This window comes from Novipirellula herctigrandis (genome assembly GCA_007859835.1).
In the GTDB taxonomy this organism is placed as follows: domain Bacteria; phylum Planctomycetota; class Planctomycetia; order Pirellulales; family Pirellulaceae; genus Novipirellula_A; species Novipirellula_A herctigrandis.
Window position 1 is genome coordinate 1,218,534 of the sequence record SJPJ01000001.1, and the last position, 2,050, is coordinate 1,220,583.

Genomic DNA, 2,050 nt, shown 5'->3' on the forward strand with positions numbered 1-2,050 from the left:
GCCCGGATCAGCGGGGACCGGGAGTTGAGCAACCATTCGAGAAAACGTACCACCGGTCCTCCGTTGCATCCGATGGTTATCCGTAATTTTGAACACGCGACTAGCGGTCAATGCGACCCAATCTTACGATCTTCTGCTGCGTCTTACGGTCGCCCCAGGATTTTTCTCCCGGTTGCGGCCAGAAAAACGATTCGTTGAACTCTTCAACGACCATGTAGGCGTTCGCAGAGAGTGGAAGCTGAGCCAGGGTTCCGTCGTCACAAAGTTCAAGCATTAAGTCAACGAGCATTTCGCCAAAACAGGCGTCAATTCGATCACTGCCCTTGTCACCATCTAGTTTTTCGATCTTTCCGTCGTGTCGCACGACATTGACGGTTTTGCCGTTGCAAATTGCCTCACATGCATCGACCCACTTCGGCAGTTCGAGCATCGTATCGTCGTAGATCCAGAGGGTCCACTCACCGTCGAATCCTAAGTGCGGGCCAGCTTCAGGACGCGTGTCGAAGACAACCGTGACGTAGCCACCTTGCTCGGCGTAAAAGCCGATCGTGATGCGAGCAATGGAATCTTCGTCGTCACCGGGGCCAAGGTTAGTGTAGTAGGGGTAGTCACGCACACGCTTCATGATGTAGCGTCGAATCTTTTTTCGGTCAGATTGCAGATTTAGTTTCATGCGGTGCAATTAAGTCGGATAACGTCACCGTTCACCGGGCCGCGGCAAACGACATTGATTTGAGAATCCGCGCGGCCCGCGGCTCCGTGTGCAACGGATGGTTATCCGTGGTGAATATAGGTGGAAGGTCGAATGCCAGTTTACGTTCCAAAGCAAGACCGAGCAAGCCGATGGTAACAGGAGATTGCTCGCGCAAGCCATCAGGACGTTCCGTCGTCGAGCAACGAATGTCGCCCGAGCACGCCGATGGTCGGTGCGAGGAGGCTCGCGCAAGCCATCAGGAGATTGGAAGGTCGAACCAGAAAAGTTGTCCGAGGGAATGGTTCGTCGGGTGTATCGTTCACCGGCATCAGCCGCAAGCCAGTGTTGTGACGCCAAGGCCCAACACCAGCATACCGATCGTCGTTGATCGGATAACGGTACCGTTCACCGGGCCGCGGCAAACGACATTGATTTCAGAATCCGCGCGGCCCGCGGCTCCGTGTGCAACGGATGGTTATCCGTGGTGAATATAGGTGGAAGGTGGAATGCCAGTAGACGTTCCAAAGCAAGACCGAGCAAGCCGATGGTAACAGGAGATTGCTCGCGCAAGCCATCAGGAGATTGGAAGGTCGAACCAGAAAAGTTGTCCGAGGGAATGGTTCGTCGGGCATATCGTTCACCGGCATCAGCCGCAAGCCAGTGTTGTGACGCCAAGGCCCAACACCAGCATACCGATCTTCGTTGATCGGATAACGTCCAGGATCACCGGGGACGAGCGGAAAGGCAACCATTGCCCAACGGCGACTCGAGTCCTCCGCGTGCATCCGTTGGTTCGTCGTTTTTGGTGGCGCCGAGATCTGACCATCGCGAAACGACGTCGTGCAAGTATAGCGAGCGCATCCGTTGGTGCAAAAACCGTTCTGATGTCCGAGTTTTGGCGGCCTCATCAATCTATCACGGCCTTAGCACGCGGATGCGAGCGTCGTCGCAATCCAAACTCGACCATCGCAGTTCGAAAAATCAACACGAAGACCATTGGCAATAGAGCGATCAATGCGAGCAGGCCGAGTCGGGCCTCAATCATGAAGCCGATGGGAACGGCAAGCAATGAAACCATCAACGTAGCCATCGTTACAATGTGCTGCTGGTTTTTTTCGCGTCGCGTTGCGAGTGGTGATCGGTAGATTCTTCCAGTCCGATACCAAAAAATGATCAATGCCACAAACGAAACAAACGCGAAGGCGATCATGAAAAACGCCAGGACGATTGCAGCGTCGTTGTTGTTCATGCGAGAGTACCGGTATCACGATCGACGAACGGCAGTGATCAGCGGGGACGGGCGAACGACTTGCAAGCAGACGAGAAAACGAACCACCCGTCCTCCGTTGCATCACA

Annotated in this window: 3 protein-coding genes; 1 reads left to right on the plus strand and 2 read right to left on the minus strand. The window is 54.6% G+C overall.

The genetic code is table 11. The features are described 5' to 3' along the window. Window positions 1-100: 100 nt before the first annotated feature. On the minus strand, window positions 101-673 hold the full coding sequence (locus tag CA13_RS04245) for a hypothetical protein (protein ID WP_146394741.1): 573 nt from the start codon (window positions 671-673) through the stop codon (window positions 101-103). A 928-nt stretch (window positions 674-1,601) separates the two neighbouring features. Next, entirely contained in the window at window positions 1,602-1,784 is a 183-nt protein-coding gene (locus CA13_RS34660) for a hypothetical protein (RefSeq protein WP_419193923.1), read from the minus strand. Window positions 1,785-1,863: 79 nt separating this feature from the next. Between CA13_RS34660 and CA13_RS34665 the strand changes: the two genes are divergently transcribed. After that, a partial coding sequence (locus CA13_RS34665; protein ID WP_419193924.1) for a hypothetical protein occupies window positions 1,864-2,050 on the plus strand: 187 nt, incomplete at its 3' end.